This is a genomic window from Paraburkholderia bengalensis, assembly GCF_037126505.1.
Taxonomy (GTDB): domain Bacteria; phylum Pseudomonadota; class Gammaproteobacteria; order Burkholderiales; family Burkholderiaceae; genus Paraburkholderia; species Paraburkholderia bengalensis.
In genome coordinates this window covers 1-24,168 of sequence record NZ_JACFYJ010000041.1, presented here as the reverse complement: position 1 = coordinate 24,168, position 24,168 = coordinate 1, and the positions used below count along the sequence as shown (strand labels likewise).

Annotated in this window: 20 protein-coding genes and 1 pseudogene; 11 read left to right on the top strand and 10 right to left on the bottom strand. The window is 67.1% G+C overall.

The genetic code is table 11. The annotated features are described in order from the left end of the window. Window positions 1–37 precede the first annotated feature (37 nt). Genes H3V53_RS22990 through tagF form a run of 11 tightly spaced genes read left to right on the top strand, consistent with a single transcriptional unit; the run spans window position 38 to window position 16,701 of the window. On the top strand, window positions 38–529 hold the full coding sequence (locus H3V53_RS22990) for an Hcp family type VI secretion system effector (protein WP_014193150.1): 492 nt from the start codon (window positions 38–40) through the stop codon (window positions 527–529). A 13-nt stretch (window positions 530–542) separates the two neighbouring features. Further along, on the top strand, window positions 543–1,046 hold the full coding sequence (gene tssE, locus H3V53_RS22985; protein WP_336599915.1) for a type VI secretion system baseplate subunit TssE: 504 nt from the start codon (window positions 543–545) through the stop codon (window positions 1,044–1,046). After that, window positions 1,043–2,905 (top strand): type VI secretion system baseplate subunit TssF, encoded by a 1,863-nt coding sequence (gene tssF, locus H3V53_RS22980; protein WP_336599914.1) that lies wholly within the window; start codon window positions 1,043–1,045, stop codon window positions 2,903–2,905. The genes tssE and tssF overlap by 4 nt, the downstream gene beginning before the upstream one ends. Continuing rightward, a complete protein-coding gene (gene tssG, locus H3V53_RS22975) occupies window positions 2,890–3,906 on the top strand; it encodes a type VI secretion system baseplate subunit TssG (RefSeq protein WP_336599913.1) in 1,017 nt (338 codons plus the stop codon). Before tssF ends, tssG begins: the two co-directional genes overlap by 16 nt. A 4-nt stretch (window positions 3,907–3,910) precedes the next feature. After that, window positions 3,911–6,517, top strand: coding sequence for a type VI secretion system ATPase TssH (gene tssH, locus H3V53_RS22970; RefSeq protein ID WP_336599912.1), 2,607 nt, complete (start codon window positions 3,911–3,913; stop codon window positions 6,515–6,517). Then, a complete protein-coding gene (locus H3V53_RS22965; RefSeq protein ID WP_336599911.1) occupies window positions 6,504–8,477 on the top strand; it encodes a type VI secretion system Vgr family protein in 1,974 nt (657 codons plus the stop codon). Before tssH ends, H3V53_RS22965 begins: the two co-directional genes overlap by 14 nt. A gap of 9 nt (window positions 8,478–8,486) precedes the next feature. Then, on the top strand, window positions 8,487–9,968 hold the full coding sequence (gene tagH / locus H3V53_RS22960; protein WP_336599910.1) for a type VI secretion system-associated FHA domain protein TagH: 1,482 nt from the start codon (window positions 8,487–8,489) through the stop codon (window positions 9,966–9,968). A gap of 8 nt (window positions 9,969–9,976) precedes the next feature. Continuing rightward, window positions 9,977–11,311 carry a type VI secretion system baseplate subunit TssK gene (gene tssK, locus H3V53_RS22955; RefSeq protein WP_336599909.1) on the top strand — a complete coding sequence of 445 codons (1,335 nt, stop codon included), beginning with the start codon at window positions 9,977–9,979 and terminating at the stop codon, window positions 11,309–11,311. 28 nt (window positions 11,312–11,339) lie between these two features. After that, window positions 11,340–12,671, top strand: a complete 1,332-nt coding sequence (gene tssL / locus H3V53_RS22950; protein ID WP_336599908.1) for a type VI secretion system protein TssL, long form — start codon at window positions 11,340–11,342, stop codon at window positions 12,669–12,671. After that, entirely contained in the window at window positions 12,668–16,177 is a 3,510-nt protein-coding gene (gene tssM, locus H3V53_RS22945) for a type VI secretion system membrane subunit TssM (RefSeq protein ID WP_336599907.1), read from the top strand. Before tssL ends, tssM begins: the two co-directional genes overlap by 4 nt. Next, window positions 16,159–16,701, top strand: coding sequence for a type VI secretion system-associated protein TagF (gene tagF, locus H3V53_RS22940; protein WP_336599906.1), 543 nt, complete (start codon window positions 16,159–16,161; stop codon window positions 16,699–16,701). Before tssM ends, tagF begins: the two co-directional genes overlap by 19 nt. Window positions 16,702–16,703: 2 nt before the next feature. On the opposite strand, the gene H3V53_RS22935 is transcribed toward tagF, so the two are convergent. The 10 genes and pseudogenes from H3V53_RS22935 to H3V53_RS22890 all read right to left on the bottom strand — a co-directional run. Continuing rightward, on the bottom strand, window positions 16,704–18,044 hold the full coding sequence (locus tag H3V53_RS22935) for a serine/threonine-protein kinase (protein ID WP_336599905.1): 1,341 nt from the start codon (window positions 18,042–18,044) through the stop codon (window positions 16,704–16,706). A 3-nt stretch (window positions 18,045–18,047) separates the two neighbouring features. After that, window positions 18,048–18,941 (bottom strand): c-type heme family protein, encoded by an 894-nt coding sequence (locus tag H3V53_RS22930; protein ID WP_336599904.1) that lies wholly within the window; start codon window positions 18,939–18,941, stop codon window positions 18,048–18,050. A 29-nt stretch (window positions 18,942–18,970) separates the two neighbouring features. Then, the gene (locus tag H3V53_RS22925) at window positions 18,971–19,807 is read right to left on the bottom strand and encodes a hypothetical protein (RefSeq protein ID WP_336599903.1); all 837 of its coding nucleotides are present in this window, start codon (window positions 19,805–19,807) and stop codon (window positions 18,971–18,973) included. A gap of 46 nt (window positions 19,808–19,853) precedes the next feature. Beyond that, complete coding sequence (locus H3V53_RS22920) at window positions 19,854–20,102, bottom strand: hypothetical protein (protein WP_336599902.1); 249 nt, start codon at window positions 20,100–20,102, stop codon at window positions 19,854–19,856. Between the two features lie 4 nt (window positions 20,103–20,106). Then, complete coding sequence (locus H3V53_RS22915) at window positions 20,107–20,415, bottom strand: hypothetical protein (protein ID WP_336599901.1); 309 nt, start codon at window positions 20,413–20,415, stop codon at window positions 20,107–20,109. Between the two features lie 587 nt (window positions 20,416–21,002). Next, the gene (locus tag H3V53_RS22910; RefSeq protein WP_336599900.1) at window positions 21,003–21,905 is read right to left on the bottom strand and encodes an anti-sigma factor; all 903 of its coding nucleotides are present in this window, start codon (window positions 21,903–21,905) and stop codon (window positions 21,003–21,005) included. Beyond that, a complete protein-coding gene (locus H3V53_RS22905; protein WP_336599899.1) occupies window positions 21,902–22,447 on the bottom strand; it encodes an RNA polymerase sigma factor in 546 nt (181 codons plus the stop codon). The genes H3V53_RS22910 and H3V53_RS22905 overlap by 4 nt, the downstream gene beginning before the upstream one ends. A 162-nt stretch (window positions 22,448–22,609) precedes the next feature. Beyond that, window positions 22,610–23,677, bottom strand: coding sequence for a catalase family peroxidase (locus H3V53_RS22900; protein WP_419539551.1), 1,068 nt, complete (start codon window positions 23,675–23,677; stop codon window positions 22,610–22,612). 32 nt (window positions 23,678–23,709) lie between these two features. Further along, the gene (locus H3V53_RS22895) at window positions 23,710–24,006 is read right to left on the bottom strand and encodes an NAD-dependent epimerase/dehydratase family protein (RefSeq protein WP_419539550.1); all 297 of its coding nucleotides are present in this window, start codon (window positions 24,004–24,006) and stop codon (window positions 23,710–23,712) included. A gap of 69 nt (window positions 24,007–24,075) precedes the next feature. After that, a pseudogene (locus H3V53_RS22890) lies at window positions 24,076–24,168 on the bottom strand (HD domain-containing protein); the annotation flags it as partial.

The window sequence follows — 24,168 nt, the reverse complement described above, 5'->3', positions numbered from 1 at the left end:
TTTAGCGCAGTCAATCAATCATCGATAAGGAAACGTCATGGCAGTCGATATTTTTCTGAAGCTGGACACGGTCAAGGGCGAATCGCTGGATTCGAAGCACAAGGACGAGATCGATGTGCTCTCGTGGAGCTGGGGCCTGTCGCAGTCGGGGACCATGCACCTCGGCACGGGCGGCGGCGGCGGCAAGGTCGCGGTGCAGGACCTGACGATCACGAAATACACCGACCGCGGCACGCCGTCGATCATTTCCGCCTGCGCTACCGGCAAGCACTTTCCGACGGGCAAGCTCACGGTGCGCAAGGCGGGCGGCACCAAGCCGCTCGAGTACTACACCATCGAACTCGAAAAGATCATCGTGACGAACTACGCGACCGGGGGCTCGGACGCCGAGGACCGCTTCACGGAGACGGTGACGCTCAACTTCGAAAAGTTTCACGTCACGTACCAGCAACAGGACCCCAGCACCGGGTCCGCGCAGGGCGGCGTGGTCGAGAGCAAGTGGAACATCCCCGCCAACGCAACCGCGTAAGCAAGGCATGCGCATGAGAGACGCGGACAAGGTTCGGCCGTCGTTGCTCGACCGTCTGACCGATCATGCGCCCGGCGCATCACGCGAAGGGCGCGAGCACCGGGCCAGTTCGGCGCGCGCGCAACGCCTGAGCGTGATGCGCGATATCGGCTGGCTGCTCAACGCGCAGGGTATCGCGTCGGCGCAGGTTATCGCGCGTTTTCCGGAAGTCGCGGCATCGGTGCTCAACTTCGGTTTCGCGGACCTCGCCGGCAAGAGCGCGTCGAACGTCGATGTCGGACGCATCGAACGGCTGATGAGCGACGCCATCAGCGCGTTCGAGCCGCGCATCGTGCCCGGCACGCTGCGGGTGCGCGCCATGCAGTCCGGCGACGCAGCCATTCAGCACAACGCGCTGGCCTTCATCGTGGAAGCGGATCTGCATGCGCATCCCGTGCCGGAGCGCCTTTATCTGCGCACGGAGCTGGATCTCGAAGCAGGCAAGGCCAAGGTATTCGAAGGAGCCATGTTGCGATGAACCCCGACCTCATCCAGTACTACAGCCGCGAACTGCAGCATATCCGCGAAATGGGCGGGGAATTCGCGCAGGCGTTTCCGAAGATCGCGGGACGGCTGGGCCTCGAAGGCTTCGAATGCGCCGATCCTTACGTCGAGCGTCTGCTGGAAGGTTTCGGCTTTCTCGCCGCCCGCGTTCAGATGAAGATCGACGCGGAGTTTCCGCGCTTCACGCAGCACCTGGCGGAACTGGTCTATCCACACTATCTGGCACCGACGCCGGCGATGACCGTCGTGCACTTGCAGCCTGACATCACGCATCCCGCGCTCGCCGAGGGCGTGCCCGTGCCGCGCGGCACCGCCTTGCACGGCCGGCTCGACGGTGAGCGCTCAACGCGTTGCGAATTCCGCACCACGCATGCGTTGACGCTGTGGCCCATCGAACTCTCGGCGGCGCGGCTCTTCACGCATACGGGCGCGATGCCAGGTATCGAAGCGCGCTTGCCCCGCGGCGTGAAGGCAGGCCTGCGTCTGACCTTGCGCGCGGCCGGCGGGCGCAAGTTGCGCGACCTCGCGATCGATCGTCTGCCCATTTATCTGCACGGCAACGATGGCGTTGCCGCTAAGCTTTACGAGTTGCTGATTGGCTCGACGCTCGGCGTCGTGGCGGGCGACGCCGTGCTGCCGGCCTCCGTGCTGCGCCCGCTCGGCTTCGGCGATGAGGAAGCGCTACTGCCCGTAAGCGAGCAATCGTTTCCGGGCTATCGGCTGCTGCAGGAGTATTTCGCCTGCCCGCAGCGTTTCATGTTCGTCGGTCTCGAGGGACTGCGTGCTCAACTGGCGCGCTGCGACAAGAGCGAGATCGAGCTGGTCGTGCTGCTTTCGCGAGTGGACATCGCGCTGGAACAGGTCGTCGATCAGGCGAATTTCGCCCTACATTGCACGCCCGCGATCAATCTGTTCCCGCGCCGCGCCGATCGCATCGCCGTGGCGGGCGAGCAGTTCGAACATCACGTCGTCGTCGATCGCACGCGGCCGCGCGATTTCGAGGTGGTCCGCATTCAGGGCGTGACGGGATATCGTGCGGGCGGCGGCGAGATCGCATTCCAGCCGTTCTACCGCATGCGCGATCTCGGCATCGAAGATCCCGATGCCGCGTTCTATCAGGTGCGTCGCGAGAAGCGTCTGCCGTCGGCGCGCGAGAACGAGCGCGGCGCCCGGTCTGCCGCGCGTTCCTCCTATGCGGGCAGCGAAACGTGGATTGCGCTCGTGGACACGCGCGAGTCGCCTTATCCCGCCGATCTTCATCAGCTCGGCGTCAGCGTGCTGTGCACCAACCGCGATCTCACGCTGACGATGCCCCTCGGACGCGGCGAGACTGATTTCACGCTGGAACTCGAAGCGCCCGTCGCGGCCGTGCGTTGCATGGTTGCGCCGAGCCGTCCGCTGCCTTCGTACGCGCAGGGCGCGGTCGCATGGCGGCTGCTGAGTCATCTGTCGTTGAACCACGGCTCCCTCGTGGACGATGGCGACGGCAGCGGCGCGCGCGCCATGCGCGATCTGCTCGCGCTCTACGCGCCCGAAGGCGACCACGCGGCTGCGCGTCAGATCGACGCACTGCGCTCGATTCGCTCGAACGCAGTCACGCGCCGGTTGCCCTCGCGCGGTCCGATCGTATTCGGGCGCGGCCTCGCCCTCGACGTGCTGCTGGACGAGAGCGGATTCGAAGGCGCGAGCGCGTTTCTGTTCGGCGCGGTGCTCGCGCGCTTTTTCGAGCAGTACGTCTCGTTGAACGCCTTCACGGAAACCATCGTGTCGTCGGTGACGCGCGGTGAAATCATGCGCTGGGCGCCGGAGAGCGGACGATGCGGGACGCTGTGACCTTGTTCGAACGCTTCGCCGCCGATGCGAACCGCTTCGATTTTTTTCAGGCGGTCAGGCTCATCGACGCCGCACATCCGGCCTGGCCTCGCACTGGCGAGTCCCTGCGTCCACGCGACGATGCGGTGCGCTTCGGGCAGGAACCGGAGTTGATCTTCTTTCCGACCACGCTGAAGCACTTCGCCGGCGTACAGGAGCAGCCGCCCAGGCTCGCCGTCAACTTTTTCGGCCTGCTCGGACCGAACGGCCCGATGCCCACGCACCTGACCGAATACGTGCGCGATCGCGCGCGCAATGCGGGCGATCCGACCTTTGCGCGCTTTCTCGATGTGTTTCATCACCGCATGACGTCCCTGTTCTATCGCGCATGGGCGGCCGCGCAGCCGGTCGTCAGTCTGGATCGCCGGGACGACGACCGCTTTTCGTCATACGTCGGCACGGTGTTCGGGCTCAATCAGCCATCGCTGCGCAACCGCGACTCGGTGCACGATTTCGCCAAGCTGCATTTCGCCGGGCTGCTCGCGGGGCCGACGCGCCATGCCGCAGGCTTGCGGCTGGTGCTGTCACGTTATTTCGGGCTGCCGGTGCAGGTGACGCAGAACGTCGGTCACTGGTTGACGTTGCCTGACGAGGCGCGCTCGCGCCTCGGAGCGCCCGACGACGGCGCGCGCATGGGCGTCGGCACGATGCTCGGCGCGCGCGTGTTCAATCGCCAGCACAAGTTCCGCATCGTGCTCGGCCCGCTTTCGCTGCGCGACTACGCGCGTTTCCTGCCGGATGGCGCGAGCCTCGTGCGCCTGGTCGACTGGGTGCGCTTCTATGTGCGCGACCCGCTCGAATGGGACGTGAATCTGCAATTGCAGCGCGCGGACGTCCCGCGTCTCGCGCTCGGGCGGCATCGGCGCCTCGGCTACACGACGTGGCTGCATGCGCGCGCACCGAGCCGCGACGCGACGCAGCTCATGCTTCGGCCGCACGCCACATCTCATGCAAAGGACTAGCTCAATGGCAGACATCAGCCGTGCCGTCATGTTCGGCAAACTCGACACCCTCAGCTTCCGCGCGATGGAAAGCGCCACAACGTTCTGCCGTCTGCGCGGCAATCCCTATGTGGAGATCGCGCACTGGCTGCATCAGGTATTGCAGTTGCCGGATTCCGATCTGCACCGCGTGATCCGCCATGCGGACATCGATCCATCGGTGCTCGCGCGCGATCTGACCGATGCGCTGGACCGTCTGCCGCGTGGCGCATCGTCGGTGACGGATATCGGCGCGCAACTCGAAGAAGCGGTGGAGCGCGGCTGGGTTCATGCATCGCTGATGTTCGAGGCGCACACGATACGCAGCGCGCATGTGCTCGTCGGCATGTTGCAGACGCCCGCGCTGCGCAACGTGTTGCGCGGCATCTCGCATGAGTTCGACCGCGTGAAGGCGGACGATGTCGTCGAGCGCCATGCCGATCTGTTCGCCGGCTCGCCTGAAACGCCGGCGCAGACGGTGCCCGCGCCGCAGCCGCTGGCAGCCGTGGACGCGCGTCGGACGAACGACGCGCTGCAACGCTTCACCGTCGATCTGACCGAGGATGCGCGCTCCGGCAAGCTTGATCCGATCGTCGGCCGGGACGAGGAAATCCGCCAGGTCATCGACATTCTCATGCGCCGCCGGCAAAACAACCCGATTCTCACGGGTGAGGCTGGCGTCGGCAAGACGGCGGTCGTGGAAGGGCTTGCGTTGCGCATCGTCGCGGGCGATGTGCCGCCCGCCTTGCGGCACGTGAGCCTGCGCACGCTCGATGCGCTGCTGCAGGCGGGCGCGGGCATGAAAGGCGAGTTCGAGACGCGTCTGCGTCAGGTGCTGGATGCGGTGCAGTCCGCGGAGCAGCCGGTGATCCTCTTCGTCGACGAGGCGCACACGCTGATCGGCGCGGGCGGGGCGGCGGGCACCGGCGACGCGGCGAATCTGCTCAAGCCGGCGCTGGCACGCGGCGCCGTGCGCACGATCGCGGCCACGACGTGGTCCGAATACCGGCGGCACATCGAGAAGGATCCCGCCCTCACGCGGCGTTTTCAGGTCGTGCAGGTGCATGAGCCCGACGAGAGGCGCGCGGTGACGATGATGCGCGGCGTCGCGGCTGCGCTCGAGGCACATCACGGCGTGCAGATCCTGGACGAAGCCGTCGAGGCGGCGGTGAGGCTTTCGCATCGATATCTGCCGGCGCGTCAGTTGCCCGACAAGTCGGTGAGCCTGCTCGACACCGCCTGCGCACGGGTCGCCGTAAGCCAGCATGCGACACCGCCCGCCGTCGACGATGCGCGGCGCCGCATCGAGACACTCATGACCGAACTCGACGTCATCGCGCGCGAGGCGGCCATCGGCATCGATACGGCGGCACGGCACGAAGCGGCATCCGCGGACTTGCAGGTTGCCAACGCGCGTCTGGCGGCCCTCGAAGCGCGGTGGCACGCGGAGCGCGGCATGGTCGAGGACATCCTCGCGCGCCGCCGGGCGTTGCGCGAGCACGCGCCCGAGGCGGATCTCACTGCGCTGCGCGAACGCCAGGCGCAACTCGCCATGCGCCAGGGCGAAGCGCCCCTGATCCTGCCCGGCGTCGACCGTCACGCGGTCGCGGCGGTCGTTCAGGACTGGACGGGCGTGCCCGTGCTCAACATGCTGAAGAACGAGGTCGGCAATGTCTTGCGTCTCGACGAACTGCTCGACAGGCGCATCATCGGACAGCACCATGCCACGCGCATGATCGCGCGCCGCGTGCAGACCTCGCGCGCGGGCCTCGACGATCCGAACAAGCCCGTCGGCGTGTTTCTGCTTGCGGGAACCTCGGGCGTCGGCAAGACGGAGACGGCGCTCGCGCTCGCCGAGACGCTCTATGGCGGCGAGCAGAACCTCATCACCATCAACATGAGCGAGTATCAGGAGGCGCATACCGTGTCGCTCCTGAAGGGCGCGCCGCCGGGCTATGTCGGTTTCGGCGAGGGTGGCGTGCTGACCGAGGCGGTGCGACGGCGTCCGCATAGTGTCGTGCTGCTCGACGAAGTCGAGAAGGCCCATCCGGACGTGCATGAACTGTTCTTCCAGGTCTTCGACAAGGGCCGCATGGACGACAGCGAGGGGCGTTCCATCGATTTCCGCAACACGCTGATCCTGCTGACCACCAACGCAGGCACCGACTGTATCGCGGAACTGTGCGCCGGCCCGGGGGCGCACGCGCCAATGGAGGTGATCGAGCGGGAAGTGCATGCGCAACTGCTGCAGACGTTTCCGCCCGCGCTGCTCGGGCGCATGGTGACGATTCCGTATTACCCGCTTTCCGCCGACATGCTGTGCGCGATCATCCGGCTGCAACTCGGGCGCGTGGCGGAGCGGGTGACGAGCATGCACCGTGTGCCGTTCACTTACGACGATGACGTCGTCGCGCAGATCGCGCTGCGCTGTACGCGGCTCGAAAGCGGCGGCCGCATGATCGACGCGATCCTCACCAACAGCGTGCTGCCGCGCATCAGTACGGAGTATCTGTCGCGCGTGATGGCGGGCACGGCCCTTTCGCGCGTGCATGTGGGCGTCGAGGACGAGGAGTTCACGTATGCCTTCGACTGAACGCCATGTGCGCATGAATTGCGCGGCGCTCGGCGGCGATGCCGTATTCCTGCGCATGTCCGCCAGCGAGGCGCTCGGGCGTCTGAGCCGTTACGAGATCGCTTTCCTTTCGATGCGCAACGACATCGATCCGGGCAAGGTGCTCGGGCAGGACCTCACGGTGACGCTCGATTATCCCGTCGGCGGCGCGCGCGAGCTCAACGGCATCGTGACGACGCTGCGTCTCCTGATGCCCGGCGACGGCACGAAAAACCGCATGGCCCGCTACGAAGCGATCGTGCATCCGCGCATGTGGCTGCTCACGCGCGCCTCGCACCAGCGCTTCTACCATCAGCGCACGGTGCCGCAGATCGTGTCGAAGGTGCTGGAATCGTTCGATGTCGATTTTCGCAACGCGTGCACGGCGAGTTATCCGCCGCTCGATCATTGCGTGCAATACCGCGAAACGGATTTCGATTTCGTCAGCCGTCTGATGGAGCGCGAAGGAATTCACTACTTCTTCGAGCACGAAGGCGGCAAGCACACGCTCGTGCTCGCCGACTCCGGCGCTGAACACCGCCCCATCGCGCATTACGACACAGTGCCGTTTCAGGCGTGGGACACGCCACGGCAGGACGAGGAGTGCGTGTATCGCTGGGTGTCGGGCGCGACGCTGGAAACGGGGCGCTACGAAGTCAACGATTACGACTTCGAGAAAGCCTCCGTCAGCAACAGCGAAGGGCTGGTGGCCCGGGCCACGCGCGGCGCGCCGTATGACCCGCCGCGCTATCTGATGCAGGAACATCTGACCGGGCATCTGTCGGCGGGCGATGGCGAGCGGCTCGCGCGCGTGAACGTAGAGATCCATCAGACACAGAACGATTCGATCGAAGGGCGCAGCACCGCGCGCGGCATCGCGGCGGGCGGGCTGTTCCGTCTTCGCGATCATCCGGCAAGCGCGCAGAACCGGCAGTATCTGGTGATCGAAAACTACGCGGAGATCGTGTCGGATGCCTATGTATCTTCCGACGATCCGAGCCGGCCGCTTTTCGATTGTCGCTTCCGGGCGATCCGCGGCGACACCACGTTTCGCTCGCCGCGCGTGACGCCCGCTCCGCGCGTCGCCGGACCTCAGACTGCCGTGGTGATCGGGCCGCCGGGAGAGGAGATTCTCACGGATCAGTATGGTCGCGTGAAAGTGCGGTTCCACTGGGAACAACTCACGCAGACCGATGACGCAAACCCGCTCGACCGCTGCTGGGTGCGCGTCGCGCAAGGCTGGGCCAACCGGCGCTGGGGCGCGATGTTCCTGCCGCGCATCGGACAGGAAGTGCTCGTCGAGTTCGTCGAAGGAGACCCGGACAGGCCGGTGATCACGGGCGCCGCCTACAACTCGACCAACATGCCGCCATATGAATTGCCCGCGCAAAGCGCCGTCTCCACCCTGAAGAGCCAGTCGACAAAAGGCGGCAACGGCTACAACGAAGTCCGTTTCGACGATCGCAAGGGCAGCGAGCAGATGTTCTTTCATGCCGAACGCGATCACGAAACCTGGATCAGACACGACGCCCTGATGAACGTATCGGGCGAGCGACACGTGAGCATCGGCGGCGACGAGTTCCGCGCGACGCGCGGCGCCCGCAACGACTCCGTCATGGGGCGAAGCACGTCGCGCGTGCTCGGCGGCGTGTCGGCGGCGAGCATGACGACGCACGACCAGTTCGTCGGCGAGGCGTATTCGCTGGAGGCGGGCGCGACGGTGCGCATCAAGGCGGGCGCGGCGGTGGAAGTCGAGGCGGGCGCGACCATCGCATTGCGCGCCGGCGCGTCGTACATCCTCATCGGTCCCGAGACGATCGAGATGTCGAGCTTTCCGATTCCGATCGGCCCGGGCGTGCCCCCAGTGCCGCTCGCCATTCCGCCCGCGCCGCCGGCTCCGCCGCGCGATGCCGACGATGGCGCCAGCAAGGGCCGCAAATAGGAGATCACGATGACACTGACGCTGACAGTGCGAGGCGGCGAAGGCGACGAGCGCGCCGCGCCGCGCACGATGGCAATCGACGAGGGCGCCACCATCGGGCGCGCGCGCGAGTGCACGCTGGTGCTGGGGGACGCGCAGCGCGGTATCTCGCGCATTCAGGCGCGCATCGAACGCCGCGGCGACACCTACGTTCTGGTCGATGCCGGCAGCAATCCGACGCTCTTGAACGACGAAGCGCTCGGGGCCGAGCGCGAGGCGGTCCTGTCGAACGATGACCGTATCGGGATCGGGGCTTATACGCTGGTCGTGTCGGTCGAAACCGTGTACGCCGTCGACCAGACGCTGATGACCCAGCCCGCGCCGCCCGCGCCGGTTGCGCCGGTTGCGTCCGCGGGCTTGCCGGCCACGCCGGAATTCGAGGCGCCGCCGCCCGCGCCGCTCATTCCCGACGACTGGAACGCGCCGCATGAGCGTACCGCGTCTCACGTCGGGCCGAGCGACGACGATGCACCCTTTACCCCTGACCCGCTTGCCGCGACGCCGCTGCTGCGCGAACCGGGCAATTTCGGCGGTGATGCCAGTCAGGCCCTGATGCATGCGCTGAGCGGTGCCGATCCGCTGCGCGACGCAGGCGCGCAGCGCGCACCTCGGGCGCAGACGGCGGTGCGCAGTCTGGAGCACGTCTCGCCGGAGCGCGCCGTGTCGGCGTTGCCCGCCATGCAACCACCTTCACGGCCGGACGCGGTACCGCCAGCCGAAGAACGGCATCCGGCCATACGGCGCGAGATGCGCGACGCGGCGCTATCCCCATCGGAAGACGACGAAGCGCACGACACCGCCTCGGCGCCGCTCCCGGCGGGCGGCGAAGCGGGCGTGCAGCCGGGCACGCCGCAGGACGAAGCGGCGCTGCTCGATGCCTTGCTCGACGGCCTCGGCGTCGAACGTGCCGACGTCGCGCACATCGCCGCGCCGGACCTCGCGCGCCTGATCGGATCGATGTTGCGCACGGCCACTCAGGGTGCGATGTCCGTCCTTCGTTCGCGGGCGATGACCAAGCGCGAAACCCGCATGGCCATGACGATGATCGAGGAGCGCGACAACAATCCGCTCAAATTCTTTCCGGACGCCCATCGTGCGCTGACCCAGATGCTCGGCGCGCGAGGCCGCGGCTACCTGGCGCCCGACGAAGCCATGCGCGCCGCGTTCCACGACATCCAGACGCACGAACTGGCGCTCATCGCCGGCATGCGCGCAGCGCTCGACGACGCCATGGCACGCATCGAACCGGCCGCCATCGAACGTTCGCTCGATGCGTCGGGCCGGTTCCACGCCATTGTCAGCAATCGTAAGGCGCGTCTATGGCAGCGCTACGTCAAGACCTGGGAGCGCGTGTCGCGCGATACCGGCGACGACTTTCAGCAGCGCTTCGGCGAGCCGTTTGGCCGTGCGTATCAGGCGCAGCTCGATGCGCTGCAATCCCCGAAAGACTGAGTCAGCTCATGTACTGGAACAACAAGGTCATCTGGTCGGAGGGCATGTTCCTCCAGCCGCAGCATCTGCAGCAGCACGACCGCCATGTCGAGGCGCTGCTCGAAGGCCGCGCGGGCGCGCTGCGTCCGTATGCGTGGGGCTTCACGAAACTCGAAATCGACGAGGCGTTGCTCAAGCTCGGCAAGCTCGGGCTCAGATCCGCGGCCGGCGTGCTGCCGGACGGCACGCCCTTCAGTCTGCCCGCCGACGACGACCTGCCCGAGCCGCTCGAGATTCCCGAGAACGCGGCGAACATGACGGTCATGCTCGCCTTGCCGGTGCGACGGCCCGGCTCGCCGGAATCGGGCGGCGGCGAGCACGCGGACAATCTCGCGCGTTATCGCGCAGCCGATGTCGAAGTTCACGACAGCAACGACGCCGATGCACTCGCCACGCTGCTGCAGGTGGGCAAGCTGCGTCTGCGCCTGGCGCTCTCGCCCGACGTCGCGCATGCCCATGCGTGCGCCGGGGTCGCGCATGTGATCGAGCGCAAGAGCGACGGCCGTGTGGTGCTCGACGACGAATACTGCGTGCCGTGTCTCGACTATCGCGTGGCGGGCGAGCTCGCGCGCTTTGCGACCGAGCTGGCCGGCCTGCTGCAACAGCGCGGCGAAGCACTTGCGGCGCGGCTCGCGCAGCCCGATGGCGCGGGCATGGCGGAGATCGCCGATTTCCTGCTGCTGCAGATCGTCAACCGGGCCCAGCCGCTGGTCGCGCATTTCAACGTGCTGAGCGGGCTGCATCCCGAGGCGCTGTATCAGGTGTGCATCGGCCTCGCGGGGGAACTCGCCACGTTTAGTCAGGCGGGCCGCAGGCCGCCGGAATTTCCCGCGTACCGGCACGAACGGCTGAAGGAGAGTTTCGAGCCAGTGATCGCCGCGCTGCGCCTCGCCTTGTCGCGCGTGGCTGATCCGCAGGTCGTGTCCATTGCGCTGGAGGAGCGACGCTACGGCCTGCGCGTCGCGCTGGTCAACGATCGCGCCCTCTTCACCGGGGCGACTTTCGTGCTGGCGGCGCGCGCGCAGGTGCCGACCAGCACGCTGCTGTCCGGGTTCGGCAGTCAGGTGAAGATCGGCAGTATCGAAAAGATCCGCGACCTCGTGAATCTGCAATTGCCCGGCATTGGGCTGCGCGCGCTCGCGGTCGCGCCGCGCCAGTTGCCGTTCCACGCCGGCTACAGCTACTTCGAACTCGACGACAAGAACGAAGCATGGGCGACGCTGGCGTCCTCCGCCGGCATGGCGCTGCACGTCGCGGGCGAATTCCCTGGCCTCGCGATGGAACTCTGGGCGATCCGGCACTGAAACCACGCCGTTTAAAGGAAGTCTTTCCATGTCCAACAACATCCACCCGCCGCTCGACGACGCGGTGTTTCTCGACGCGGCCCAGACCATCCGGATGCCGACGCCCGGCCGCAAGCGCGAGCGCGCGACGAACGCCGGCGCGGCCGCGACGACAGAAGCGCTGCTCGCGCCGCTCGACGCCTCGATCGCGGGGCGCAATCCGCTCCTGCGCGCGGCGAGTCCGCTGCTCGAACTCGCGCTGCCGCTGCGCAGGCTCGCGAGCCACCCCGATCTCGAAGCCCTGCGCGCACAGCTCATCCCGATGGTGCGCAAGTTCGAAGCCGATGGCCGCTCGTTCGGCGTGCCCGATGCCCAGCTCGGACCGGCCCGTTATTGCCTGTGCACGTTCATCGACGAAGCCATTGCCGCCACGCCGTGGGGCGCGGGCGTCTGGGGCCGCCGCAGTCTGCTCGTGACGTTTCACAACGAGGCATCCGGCGGGGAGCGGCTGTTCGTCATCCTGCAACGGCTGGCGCAAACCCCGGCGGTCGATATCGACATGCTCGAACTCATCTACGTGATGCTCGCGCTCGGCTTCGACGGGCGCTATCGCCTGATCGAAGGCGGCAAGCGTCAGCTCGACGAAATTCGCGCCCGCCTCGAACAGGTGATCCGCGCGCAGCGCGGCGCGGTGGAGCGGACGCTGTCGCCGCACTGGCGGCCCGCCGACCGCGAACGCAAACGGCTGCTCGGCTTCCTGCCGCTGTGGGTGGCGCTCGCGCTCGCGGCCGCTGTGCTGATGACGACGGGCCTCGTGCTCGGTCTGCGCATCAATGCCTTTTCGGACCCCGTGTTCGCCGCGATGCGCGCGATCCGGGTCGCGCCCGCGCCGGTGCTCGCCGACAAGACGAAGGCCGCGCCCAGGCTGGCTGCCGCCCTGAGCGGCTTCCTCGCGCCGGAGATCGCGCAGGGACTGGTGACGGTCGGCGAGTCGGCGGACCGCACGACCGTCACGCTCAACAACACGGCGCAAGGCGTGCAGATTTTCGCGTCCGGCAGCGCCGATCTCGATGCGCATTTCGCACCGCTCGTGCAGCGCATCGGCGAAGCCTTGCGCGACAAGCCAGGCAATGTCGTCGTGATCGGACATACGGACAACCAGCGCATCGTGTCGGCGCGCTTCCCGTCGAACGTGGCGCTGTCGCAGGCGCGCGCCGACACGGTGCGCGCGATGCTCGCCGCGAAACTGCCCGATCCCGCCCGGGTCAGCGCCGAGGGACGCGGCGACACGGAGCCCGCCGCATCGAACGATACCGCCGCCGGGCGCGCACGCAATCGCCGCGTGAGCATCGACATTCTTTCGCCGGGAGCCGCACCATGAAGTGGATCGATACCCTGAAGAAGCCTGCTGTCGTCTCGTTCGCCGGCGTGCTCGCGCTGATTGCGCTCGTGTGGTTCTACGGGCCGTTCGTCGCCTTCGACGGACGCGCGCCGCTCGACAGCGCAGCACGCCGGTGGCTCGCAGTCGCGCTGATCTTCCTGTGCTGGGCCGGATACTGGGGCGTTCGGTATGCCAAGGCGCGCATCGCCGGATCGAAGTTCGTGCAGGGTCTCGTTGCCGATGCGCTCGATCCCGCGCGACGCGAGCCGGACCCCGCGCGCCAGGCCGCCGATGCCGAACTTGCCACGCTGCGCACGCGTTTCGAAGACGCCCTCAGGACGCTGCGTGAAACGCGCGGCGGCGCGAAGCAGGGTGTGGCCGGCTGGCTCATGCCGCGCCGCGAAGCGCTCTACGATCTGCCGTGGTACATGTTCGTCGGCGCGCCCGGCGCCGGCAAGACAACCGCGCTTGCGCACTCCGGCCTGCGCTTTCCGCTGGCGGACCGGCTGGGCGCGCAGGCGGTGGGCGGGGTCGGCGGCACGCGGAACTGCGACTGGTGGTTCACCGACGACGCCGTGCTGCTCGATACCGCCGGCCGCTTCACGAGTCAGGATAGCCATGGAGAAGCGGATCGCGGCGCATGGCTCGGCTTTCTCGCCCTGTTGCGCAAATACCGTCCGCGCCGCCCGTTGGATGGCGTGATGGCCGTGGTGTCCGCCGCCGATCTGCTGCAGCAGTCCGACGAAGCGCGGGCCGCCCATGCAGTGACCATCCGCGAGCGTCTGTCCGAACTGAACCGGCAACTCGGCGTGCGTCTGCCGGTGTACGTCGTCGTCACCAAGAGCGACATGCTCGCGGGCTTCTCCGAATACTTCGACGACTTCGGCCGCGACGAACGCGAGCAGGTCTGGGGTATGACGTTTCCGCTCGCATCGGACGAGGGCGGAGCTGAGGCCGGCACAGCGCTCGCGCGCTTTCCCGACGAGTTCCGTCTGCTTCACCGACAGGTGCAGGACCGCGTGCTGCAACGCATGCAGCAGGAAACCGACGTTCACCGCCGCGCGCTGATTCATTCGTTCCCGCAACAGTTCGCGGGCATCGAGCACCCGTTGCAGCGCTTTCTCGACGATGCTTTCGGCGACTCGCGCTTCTCCCGCGCGGCTTTGCTGCGCGGCGTCTACTTCACGAGCGGCACGCAAAGCGGCCGCCCGCTCGAACGCATGATGAGCGCAATGGCCGGTTCGCTGGGACTGCGCCGCGAAGTCGGGACGGCGGGTGCGTCGAGCGGGCGCGCCTACTTCGTCAAGCGGCTGCTGCGTGACGTGATCTTCGCGGAGCAAGGGATCGCGGGCACGGATCCGCGTACGGAACGGCGGCGCACGCGCTTTCAACGGATCGCCGTGGGCCTGATCGGTGTGTCGCTCGCCGCGGGGCTGGCCGGACTGATTGCCAGCGACCGGCAGAACCGGCGTTTCGTCGAGGAAAGCCGTCAGCAGATCGCGGCGCTGGCGGAACGCGCGAAGCAGACGAGCGCCGGCGACAGTCCGCTCGCCGTGCTGTCGCTGCTCGATGCCGCGCGCGACCTGCCCGGCGGCGACGCCGAGCGCGCCTCGCGCGATCCGTCGTGGTGGGCGGGCTTTGGGCTCGATCAGCGCGAGAAGCTTGGGCTCGAAGCCGAGCGCGTCTATCAGCGGCTGTTGCGGCAGACTTTGCTGCCGATCGTCGTGCAGCGCATGGAAGACCAGTTGCGTCGCGCCGGGTCTGAAGATACGGCGACGCTCTACGAGGCGCTGCGCGCGTATCTGATGCTGGGCGATCCGGCACACTTCGACCCCGACGCACTGCAGGTCTGGGCGATGCGCACCTGGCGGCAGGGCGCCATGAAGGACGCGAGCGACGTAGAGCGCGCGAACATCGAGCGTCACCTGCGGGCGATGTTTAGCCGCGGACAGTTCGATTCGAACCTGCCGCTCGACCAGAGCCTGATTGCGCAGGCGCGCGCCGTGCTGAATCGCGTGCCTTTGGCGCAGCGGCTCGACGGACGCATCCAGCAGCAGCTCGCGCAGCAGCGACTGCCGGAATTCACGGTCGCGAAGGCGGCCGGGCCGAGCGGACAGATCGTGTTCGTCAGAAAGAGCGGCACGCCCCTCACGCAAGGAATCGACGGTGCCTATACGCGCGACGGCTTCGCGGCGTTCGTGCGTCTGCGCGAAGCCGCACTTGCGAATCTGCCCAAAGACGACTGGGTGCTCGGCAACGGCCAGACCCGCGCCGGCGAACAGGATACGGACGCGCTGCGTACGGCGCTCACACGGCTTTATAGCGACGAAACGATTCGCCAGTGGGACGCACTGCTGACGGATATCGGCGTCGTGCCGTTCGATGCGCCGGATCAGGGCGCCCGCGTGGCGAACCTGCTCGGCGCGACGAATTCGCCGCTGCGCGCACTGATCGAGGGCATTGCGCGCGAAACGCGCTTCACCCCGCCCGCCGCGCAGCCCGGCAAGCTCGACACGCTGCGCAAGAGCATCGGCGTCGAGACGGACCCGCCCGCCGCGCCGACGCTCGTCGATACGCATTTCCAGACGCTGCACGATCTCGCCGGCGCACCGCTCGACGACTACATCAATGCGCTGAAAGACGCCGCCGCGACCTTGCAGGCGGAAGACACCGCGCGCAGGCAGTCCCTGCCGTTGCCCGCGACCGGGCCGCTGGACCGGCTCAAGCTGATGTCGCAGAATGCGCCCGCGCCGCTGGCGGCCATCCTGCAGGGCGTGGCCGGCAACGCCGATACCGTGCAGATCCAGAGCCAGCGGGCGCAGTTGCAGTCCGCGTGGGCAGCGAGCGTCGCGCCGGCCTGCAGACAGGCGCTCGACGGGCGCTATCCTCTGGTGCGCGGCGCAACGCGCGACGCAGCCCCCGACGATTTCGCGCGCGTGCTCGCGCCCGGCGGCCTCGTCGATGCGTTCTTCCAGCAGAATCTGCAGAGCCGCGTCGACACGTCGGGGGCGGTGTGGAAGTGGCGTCCCGTAGCGAAGGCGCTCGGCCTGTCCGACGACGTGCCGGTGCAGTTCCAGCGTGCCGCGATGTTGCGCGACGCGCTGTTCCGCGACGGCGGCCGCGATGTCTCCGTTCGCTTCACGGCGAAAGTGACGTCGCTCGATCCGTCGGTGAAGCGCTTCGTGCTCGATGTCGACGGCACGCAGCTCGCCGCATCGGGCGAGGCGCCCAACGGCACGGCCGAGTTTCGCTGGCCGAGCGGCAACGGCACCGGGCAGGTCCATGTCGAACTCGATCCCGCCGACGGTACGCCGCTGCGCGCGGACGGACCGTGGGCGCTGTTTCATGTGTTCGACGGTGCGCAGGTGCGGCAGGCCGGGCCACCCGATCGCTTCAGTGTGTCGTTCGACGGCGGCAAGGTCGTGCTGTCGCTCGTCGCCAGCAGCGTGAACAATGCGTTTCGCGCGGGCGTCCTGAATGCCTTCCGTTGCCCGGCTTCGTTATGAGCGCGGGCTTCTACGGCAAGGTCCGCACGCACGGAGACTTCGTCGGGCGCGGTTTGCCGGACTCATTCGTGAAAACCTGCGACGCCTGGCTGCAACGCGGCCTTCTGACGGCCCACCAGCGTGCGCCGCACGACTGGCTCGAACGCTATCTCGCCATGCCCGTGTGGCGCTTCTGCGCGAGTCCCGGCTTATTCGACGAATGCGCTTTTGCCGGCGTGCTGATGCCCGGCATCGACGCGGTGGGGCGCTATTTCCCGTTGATCGTCGCGCGGCAAACCGACGGCGCGTCGTGCGCCGCCGACTCGCCGTGGCACGAAGCGGCGGCTGCGCTCGCGCTGTCCACGCTCGCGCCGTCGTTTTCATTGACTGCATTCGAGGTGCGGCTCGCCGCCTTGCCTGCGCCGCCGTTACGGGCAACTTCGTGCAATAGCGGCAGCGCGTGGTGGACGGAAGCGGACAGCGAAGCGCATCGGCACACAGGCGCGCTCGACTCCGCCTTGTTTTTGCGCCTGCTCGCCGACTGACGCTAGCCGCCCGCGATGCCCCATTCGCGCCGCAAGGTCTCGCGATGCTCATCGGGCACGGCGTCGAGCAGACGCGCGTAGAAAGCGGGCAGGTCGGGGGATTGCGCGGCGGCGCGGCGCGCGACGATGCGCGCGACCGGACCGAGACAGGTCGTGAGCCGCGCGGCGGCTTCGTTCACGCTTTGCGCACTGACGGGCTGCGCCCGTGCGCCGGGCGAAGGCGGCGTTCCGGCTGCAAGGCGCATCAGCAGCGCATCGAGATCGCGCCGCGCTTCGTCTGTCGGCAAATGTGCGGCGAGCCGCCCGCGCAGCGTATCGATGTCCGCCGCGTTCGCGCAGGCGCGGCGCATCAGCAGCGATGCGACGGGACCCACGTGGCTCGCGAGGCGCTTCTCGATCTGCTCGATCATGGCCGGCGCGAAGGCGGGCGGCGCATCGGGCAGGGCGGGCGAAACGCGCGAGGCGATCACCGTGCGTTCCGCATCATCCTCTGCATCGGCGGCAAGCGCGGCCAGCACTGCGGCGCGCCATTCGCGCGCCGAGGCGAAGCGTGCGTCCGGGCGCTTCGCCATGCCTTTCATCACGAGGTCGTCGGCATAAGCGGGAATGCTGCGCACGACGCTCGATGGAAGCGGCGGCATGTCGTCGAGAATGGCGCGCATGACCGCCGCCGGCGTGCCGGTGAACGGGCACACGCCGGTGAGCATTTCATAGAGCACGACGGCGGCGGAAAACAGGTCGGCGCGCGCATCGATGGTATCGCCGGTGAACTGTTCCGGAGACATGTAACTCGGCGTGCCGAGCACGGTGCCCGTCTGGGTGAGCGCCGACGTGTCGAGACGGGCGATGCCGAAATCGGCGATCTTGCATTCGCCGCGCGGCGCGATCAGTAGATTGGCCGGTTTGATGTCGCGATGCACGACGCCGGCCTCGTGCGCGTAGTCGAGTGCATCGAGCAGTTGTGTGAACCAGCGAAGCGCGCTTGCCGGATTCATCGGCGTTGCCGTGCGCGTGTGCTGGGCGAGACGCGCGGCGAGGCTTTCCCCGCGCACGTATTCCATAGTGATGAAGGCGATGTCGTCGGCTTCGCCGTAGTCGTAGATCGCGACGATGTTCGGATGCACGAGACGTCCGGCCGCGCGCGCTTCGTTCAGAAAGCGCGTGGTCTGTTCGTGCGCGGCGGTGGCGTCATCTGCAGCAAGGCGGTGCAGCGTCTTCAGCGCGACCTGCCGCTCGATATGCGGATCGAACGCAAGATAGACGATTCCCATTGCGCCGCGCCCGAGCACACGCTCGATGACGTACCGCCCCAGCGTTGCCCGCACTTCGTCAGCCGATGGCATCGGCTAGGCCTGCTCTTCGTCGAGCATGCGGAACGCTTCGACGAGGCTCGTCCGCATGCGGCCGAACGACACCGCGAGCGAGGCGATCTCGTCTGACCTGCCCGTTTGCAGAATGACCGTGTCGAGCTTGCCGAGGCTCATTTCATCGGCGGCGTGGGACAACGAGCGGATCGGCCGCGTGATCAGCACGTGCATCATGACGTTCATCGCGATCAGCAAGACCCCGAACACGCCGGTCAGCGACAGCATGAAGGTGCGCCACACGGCGCGGCCGCGCGCGACGGGTTGTGCCATCGGCACCGACACGAACTCCGCGCCGATGACTTCGTTCATGGTCCAGCCGAAGCCGTTCGCGGTGCCGTACTTCTCGGTGACAGTCGCGGGCGCTGCCGATGGCGTGCTGTGGCACTGCATGCACGCGGCATCGGTGATGCGGCTCGGGCGCGCGAGAAACAACGCCCGGCCGCCGGGCGCATCGCGTTCGCCGGAGAGGGTTCTCAGTTCGGGATGATCGTGCAGATGGCGGATCACGTCCGTCTCCCAGTCTGTTGGCCGGTCGCGTGGATTGGTCGGGTTGAGCATCGTCGACTTGTAAGAGAAGTTCGGGAAGTCCTTCTCGAGCAGATTCAGCATTTCGATGGCGGAGAACGCAGGAATCGATTCGGGGACGAAGCGGTACTTCACCTGAGTGGCCAGCAGCGGCGTCACGTGCGCGGCCGTGTAGTTCTGCATCGACGATGCCGCGCTCGCGAGCACGTTCGCATCGTGCACGGTTTCTTCGAGCGCCTGCTTCTGGAGCAGACGGTCCGACACCGCGCCGGTCGCCACCAGTGCGACCGCGAAAATGAACAGGAACACGAGGTTGAATTTGACGCTGAGGGACAGGCTGAGCTTCATGACGATGAAATGGTGATGATATGCAATGCTTAGGGATGACGCGTGCCCGGGCCGCTTGGGCGTCGCGGCGGAGAGAGCAGGGCGCGCCAGTCGGGCAGTGCCTTCAGATGGGCATCCACGTCGCGGCGAAAAGCGGTATCGGCAAGACGCGAGCGGAAGCGCGCAGGGAACGTCCTGCGTTCGGGCAGGCTGCTGACGAGCCACGGCGAGACATCGCCATAATTCACGGCGCGCGAAACCGGCGCGCTCTGCGACGGCTTCGCGGGCGGGAGCGGCTGCAAGGCGTCGTGAAAGGCGAGTGGCATATCGGCGAGAAACGCACTCGACGGCCGCGCCGACTGTTGCACGCCGGCATGCGCATCGAGGGTGATGAAACGGCCGCTCGCGAGCGTCACGGGCGGTTTCACCGAGAGGGTCTGCGTAGCGGTTTCGCTGAAGATATCGACGGCGTTCGCATCGTTGCGCGCGAGCACGACCGCCGCAGCGCCAGCGCCGATGTCCAGCACACCGCGCTCGGTATCCACATGCGGCGTAATGCATGCGTGAACGGCGCAGGGTGCGGCGGCCACCTTGAGCCAGCCGTCGAGCAGCGCGACGTGCGCATCCGCGGCGAGCATCGCGTGCGTGCGCGCACCGAGCGCGAGCAGCGTGCCGTGTTCGTCCTGCAGTTGCACGATGCCTTCACGTGATTCGAGCATATCGCCTTCGCGCAGGCTCGCGCCCGCTGTGAGATCGCTCATGCGTGTTCCGCGAATCACGCTCACGGGCGCATCGGCGCCCGCGAGCATCCATCCGGCGTAAGCGGGCGACGCTGCCGCCGCGGCAATGACAAGTCCTGCTGTGCTGAAGGGCAATCGATGAATCATGCTCGCCGCCGGTCGATGCGTTTTGGTCCGGCAGACGCCGGTCTCATCAACACAACAGCCTGGAAGCGCGATTATTCCGGTGCTGTCTCACCTCAGTCAGACGATGCGACGAGCGTGCGCAGACCGTCCGCGGCGGCGCGACCGCGCCGAGCAGCGAGGCGACGTCGCCCTGCGCGAGGCTGCGCGCCCGCCGGTTCAGCGCAGCATCGCCCGATGCGCCGATGAGCGCATAACCGATGTACCCACGGCGCCAGGTGACGACCGCCATCGAGGCGACCGTGCGGTCGACGGGCATCGCGTCAGCCTGGGCTTCGTGCGTCAGGCAACGGGGCGACGGGATTGCCCTGGGAGGGAAGGTAGACGATCTGCACCAGTGGCCGGCCATGAAATTGCAGGGGCTGAACGCGCCTGAACGTGAGGCCATCCGCGCTCAGGTCGGGAATGCCGATGGCGAGCCGATCACCCAGGCGAATCTTGTCGAGCGTTGTCTGCGAGAGGGCCGCATCGACGTCGACATTTGCCAGCGCTTCCCGGCTGTCATGCTGTTGATCGTGCACGGCGGCTTCGACCCAGGCCGCGGTTGCATGAGCGCCTTCCTGATGCGGCACGAGACGGGCATCGTCGTAACCGAAGCGCAACGCTGTAAGCCGATGCGAGCGCGCCGGCGAAAAACGCTGCCGCGAGCCAGCCGACCGCGGCTGTCCTGCGGACCCGCGCCGTCGCGTGCCATGGGGGCGCGCCGATGTTTCTGTCGTCGTTGGCGCCGGCGCCGCGCCCGCAGTGAGCCGGCCCTGGCGTGTCGAGGCGCGCGGCCCGCGCGATGCGGTCGATCATCCGTGCGAGCGACGGCGGAACCGGCGGCAGCCGCTGATGCGCGAAGGCCTCCGCGTACGGCAGGCTCGACCCTTCGAGGCGTTTGACGCGCAACGCCGCATTGGGCGATGCGGCAAGCAGGCGCTCGCGCGCCGCGCATTCACGCGCGGGCAGCTTGCCATCCACCTAGGCCCAGCAGTTCGATGTCGTCCGGTGTCGTAAGGCTTTCAAGCGCTGTTCGCGGCGTATAGTGCAGCGCGGTCTCACGCGCTGTCCGGCGAATCGGACGCGCGTCCCACGCCCCCGGGATACGAAGGGCTAGTCACACAACACCCGAAACGGTGTTTATATTCCATGCGCTAAAAAAGAAAGGCGCGGCGCATCACCCCGCCAGGTTCGCCGGCCCGTGCGACGCCTCACTGAAGAGCGGCGCCATGTCGAGTTCGGAGATGCGCTTGCCGAGCGCGCCCAGATCGACGTCGCCCGCCTGGCCGATGAGCGCATAGCTCATCTCGCCCTGCCGCCAGGTCGTCACGGCCATGGCGTCGACCGTGCGGGACGCGACCGTCTCGTCCGGCCGGGCATCCTTCATCACGCACAGCGCAATGGGCGGCCCGTTGCGCGGCAGATAAACGATCTGCACCAGCGGCTTGTCGTTGAAGCGCAGGCGCTGCACCGACTTGAAAGTCAACCCCGCGCTGCTGAGGTCCGGCACGCGTAGCGCGATGCGGTCCTCGTTGCGGATGTCGGCCACGACGTGTGCGGCGGTAGCCGGATCGTCTTCGCGATAGCCGACCGTGTCGCGGGTGTAGAGCTTCTGATAGCCGACGGCGGCGGCGACCCACGGAGAGACATCCGCGCTCGCCATTTGCGTGCCGCTGCCGGGCTGCGGTGAACCGGGAAGCGAGCCGAAATGGACGAACTGGCCGGCCACGAACGCGCCCGCGACGCACGCCGCAGCGAGCCACATCGGCATGCGGCGCAGCCGCGACCGCACCGGCGCGGCGGGAGCGTGCGTGGCGGCAGGGTTGGCGGGTTCATTGGCGGCCGCGGCGGCCCGATGCGCCTTCACCATCAAGTCGATGTTGAGCCGCAGGCTCTCCGGCACGGGGGGCAGAGCCTGCTTCGCGCAGGCGTCCGCGAACTCAACCTTCGAGGCACGCAGGAGCGCGACTTTCTTGCGCGCTTGCGCGGATTCGTGCAGTTGGGCTTCGACGGATTCGCGCTGCTCGGGAGAGAGCCCGCCGTCGACATAAGCGAGAAGTTGAGCGTCGTCGGCCATCATGCGAACGAATCCTTGTGAGTCGGAGCGGAGCGAGCCTTGGGAGTCTGCTCGCCGAACGTGGCGCCGATCGATTGCCGGGCGCGCGAGAGCCGGTTCATCACCGTGCCGATGGGAATCTCCAGCGTGTCTGCAGTCTGCTGATAAGAGAAGCCTTCGACCGCGACGAGCAACATGACCACACGTTGCGCTTCAGGCAGGCGCTCGATTGCGTCGACGATCTGCCCGTGCATCAACTGCGTTTCCGGACTTCTGTCGACCGGGTCGGGCAGATTTTCGAGGAAGTCGTCGTCCCACTCGAAGCTCGCCCGCTTGCGGACGCTGCGTGCGCGCAGTTCGTTGATCCACGTCGAATGGATGATGGCATACATCCAGCTCAGGGGCGCGGTGTCGGGTTGAAGCTGATGTGCGCGTTCGAGCCCGCGCAGGCACGCGCGCTGCACGAGATCTTCGGCATCGTGCTGGTCGCCCGAAAGACGAAGCGCGAATGCCCACAGGCGCGGCAGCATGTCAGGAAGCATGCTGGGCAGGTCTGCACCGCTCATTTACCGTATCTCTCCATGATCCCCGGGCGGATCCATGCCGCGCGTGCTGTCGCGATCGTGGTCGATCGTCTCCTTGCCGGCACCGGCGCGAGGTACGAACCGCAAAGTTCAGGTTGGGATGAAACACTTCGCCCGAAGGCTTTATTCCACGCGTTCATTTTTTCAGCGCACGTTCTCACGAGCCTCCTCGGCTGTGCGACGCCTGAACGACTCGGCGTAGGCCGAGGCGCGTGCGGCGAGCAGTGGATCGCCGGAAGGCGCGATGCCCCGCGGCAGCACGGTCGGATCGAAATTGACGTCGCGGCATGCGCCGTCGATCTGCGACTCGGCGGACGTGATGACCAGCGTGCCCGCGTCGATTCGATGCGCTTCGCGTTCGGCAGGCCACGCGCGCGTGGCATCGTCGACGGGATCGCCCGGGCCGGCTGGCGTCAGCATCAACCGCCATTTGACGGGATGCTCGCGCAGCCGCGTGCGAAGGTCATGCGCGAGAAAGTCCGGATCGCGCGTTGAATGTCGGCTGGCGTCGAAAGGTGCGTAGGGCGTTTCCGGTGTCACGCTCCAGCGTACGAATCGAGTGGTATCGTCCGAATCGGTGAAACGGAACGCATTGATGCTGTAATAGTTCGCGTTGTAGAAGGCCGAGGACGGCGCATGTGCGGCGAGCCAGTCGAGCAACGCGTTGGTTTCCGGGTGCCCTGCGAAGAACGCCTCCAGCCTGGCGGGATCCGCGCGGCCCGTGCGCGGGTCGGGCCGCATGGCTTCCTGTTGCTCGAACACGGCTTGCGGCGTGCGAACGGCGAAGACCGGCGCGGAGTTCATACCGGTGCGCCATTCTTCTCCATTGCGCATCATGAAGCGCAGGGCGAAACTGCGCACGGTGGTGACCGCGTCATCTTCTGCGGGATTGCCGCCCGGAGCGGAGAAGCGCCCCGTCACCGGCGTACGGCCCGGTCGAAATACCTCGGCACGCGAAAGCGTCGCGCCTTTGCCGTTGCTGTCGAAGTAGCCGCTTACGCAGATTCCCTTGGCATGATTGCGACGGAACCCGAGGTGCCTGCCACTTGCGTGCTCGAATGCGTCGATCAGACGTCTCGGCGAAAGCGTCGGCGCCGTGCCGGGCCAGACAATCCACCCGGCGACCCACGCGAACGATACGACAACCACGGCGAGCGCTGACGCGATGAATGCGCAGCGGGTGATGATTCGCACAGGCGGAATTCGGGGCATAACGCAGAGGCGGGCTATGCGACTGATCAGAGTCAAAGGCTGTCAAGTATAGGGTAGTGCGTCCGAACGCGCAGGTTCCCCGGCCGCAACGACCTCGACTGCCTGCGACGCCCTGCGTGTTCACATACACCGCATAGCGCATTGCGACGCCCCCATGAGCAGATGAGCGCCCGTGCCGTCGCGTTGCGATCGGTCAGATCGACGAAAACCAATGTGCGGGGGAAATTTGGGTCGCCGGTCCTGCGTGCTGGACCGACGACCTGATGTGTGTCGGAGGCGAGCCGATTTGACAACGCACGCCCGATATCTTTGCTGGCGCCCGTTATCAAACTGTGCGTCTCGACATGCTAAATCCTGAACGGCATAGAAGAGTGTGCCCGTAGGGGCGGGCGAGGACGTCATCCCCACCGGGAATTCAAAATAATGCTGCACAGGTTCACGCGCTCGAAGCCCGGGTCCTTGTATGCCAGGAAATCGTCGTTGAACGTGCC